This is a genomic window from Mycobacterium sp. TH-M82 (genome assembly GCF_057473605.1).
Map to the genome: position 1 here is coordinate 1 of NZ_JBYCKY010000918.1, position 2,079 is coordinate 2,079.

At 64.1% G+C, this 2,079-nt stretch carries 3 protein-coding genes; 1 reads left to right on the forward strand and 2 read right to left on the reverse strand.

Features of this window, described 5'->3' with window-relative positions:
• Both AC2VON_RS26830 and AC2VON_RS26835 read right to left on the reverse strand, forming a co-directional pair.
• Positions 1–914, reverse strand: a 914-nt coding sequence (locus tag AC2VON_RS26830) for an amidohydrolase family protein (protein WP_486955486.1), incomplete at its 3' end; no start/stop codon positions are given.
• The gene (locus AC2VON_RS26835) at positions 911–1,270 is read right to left on the reverse strand and encodes a Rieske (2Fe-2S) protein (protein ID WP_486955487.1); all 360 of its coding nucleotides are present in this window, start codon (positions 1,268–1,270) and stop codon (positions 911–913) included. The genes AC2VON_RS26830 and AC2VON_RS26835, both read right to left, overlap by 4 nt.
• Positions 1,271–1,419: 149 nt before the next feature.
• Between AC2VON_RS26835 and AC2VON_RS26840 the strand changes: the two genes are divergently transcribed.
• A partial coding sequence (locus tag AC2VON_RS26840; protein WP_486955488.1) for a cytochrome P450 family protein occupies positions 1,420–2,079 on the forward strand: 660 nt, incomplete at its 3' end.

Here is a 2,079-nt window from a genome sequence, read left to right on the forward strand (position 1 = left end):
TTGGCCGAGAAGTCCATCCAGTGGGCGGTCTGGCCGGTGTCGGTCGGTCCGTCGAACGATGTCGAGCAGAACCGAACGTGGTCCGGCAGGTACTCGCTGGGGTAGCGGTCCACCCACGGAGTCTGGTCACGCATCGACAGCCAGAAGGTGTCCAACCGCCACATCAGCGGGGTCAGGATGTCGTAGCCGCCGTCGGCGAAGACGAACCTCAGTGCAGGGTGCCGACCGAAGACGCCCTCGACGATCAGCGTGGCGAGGTGCACGAAGTAGTTCAGCGGCATGAACGCCGCGTACCCGGGATAGGTGTGCGCGTGCCCGGCGAAGGTGGGCGCATAGTCGACCCCGTTGCCGCCGTTGATGTGCACCGCCACCGGAAGCCCGTGCGCGGCCGCGGCCTCCCAGATCGGCTCGAACACCGGCTTGCCGTAGGGTTCACGCGACTGCATCGGCACCCCGATCTGGACCATCTTCGGGTGGTCGGCCAATCGCTCGATCTCGGCAACCGCACCCTTCGGGTCCTCCGGGTTGACCCGGATGGTGCCGCGGAACCGGCCGGTGGCGTCGCGCGTCAGCCACCGGTCCAACAACCAGTCGTTGACCGCGGCGCAGATCCGGCTGTTGAGCAGGTAGTCGGCGATGTTGCCTCGCGTCAGCGGGTTCAAGATCGCATAATGCACACCCCAGTCGTCAAACAGGTGCCGGCCGACGGTCTCAGGGTCAGATCCAGGGTAGTGCTCGCCGTAGAGATCTTGGCGGTAGTCACCGCCGGGCGCCTGGTACCACTGCTGCTCCACGTCCGGGATGGCCCGCACTTTGTGCGCGGCCGACAGATAGTGCCGGATCTCGGCGTTGTAGCGGAAATTCGGTTGGACGCCGGCGTCGATAACCAGGTTGTGAGGGGCTGTGTCGCTCATGCTGTCAGGTAGACCTCTCCGCCGGTGACGTCGACTTCGTAGGTGCGGACACGCCGTTGCGGGTCGGCGACGTTCTGGCCGGTCGTGATGTCGAATTCCCATTGGTGCCAAGGGCAGCGTACAACCTGGCCGTCACGGACCAGGCGCACGCCATCCGGCTCGGCCGGGTCGTATTCGGTGGTGCCGTCGACCGTGCCCAGGCACAACGGCGCCCCCTGATGGGAGCAGTAGTTGACGATCGCGTGCACCGAACCGTGCACGTTGTAGACGCCGACGCCGAACTTGCCCGCCTCCACCAGTTTCATCGCGCCAGGCGGCAACTCGTCGAGCATGCAGACGAATTGACGTGTCGGCATCGCCTTGATCACCGCCTCCCGTACCGCCGCCCAGTTCGATGATCCCGCTCCGGGGTTGACGCGACAACTACCGTTGGCCTTAATTGCTATTTATACTATAATAGCGATGTTCCCCCGCAGACAAGTCTGCTGCAGAGAGAGGCACGCCGGTGACAATCAGCACCGATCCGCACGGCCAATCCATCACGCTGGACCACACCGGCGCGACCAGCCCCTACCCGTTCTTCAAACAGATGAGGCACACCGAGCCGGTCTGGCGCGGCAGCGTGATGCAACACCACGAGCAGGCGCCTCCCGAACTGATGGCCGACGACGAGTGGACCCTGTTCCGCTACGACGATGTGTTCCAGGCGTTCCGCAACGACGACGGGGCGTTCAGCACGGAAAACTACGACAAGACCATCGGGCTGGTGATCGGCCACACCATCCTGGCGATGAGCGGCAAGGAGCATCACAACCACCGCAGCCTGGTGGCAAAAGCGTTCCGCGGCGCCGCGCTGCGGCGCTGGGAACCGACCATCATCCGACCGGTCTGCGAACAGCTGGTTGACGAATTCAAAAACAACGGCGCCGCCGACCTGGTCAGGAAGGTGACGTTCGAATTTCCGACCCGGATCACCGCCATACTGCTCGGGCTGCCGATGGAAGACCTGGACATGTTCCGCCGACTGTCGCTCGACCTGATCTCGATCGCGGTCGACATCGAGGCGGGACTCAGAGCGTCGGTCGCGTTGCAAGCCTACTTCCTCAACCAGGTCGAACAGCGCCGCCGCACAATGACCAACGACATCATCGGTGACCTGGTCAGC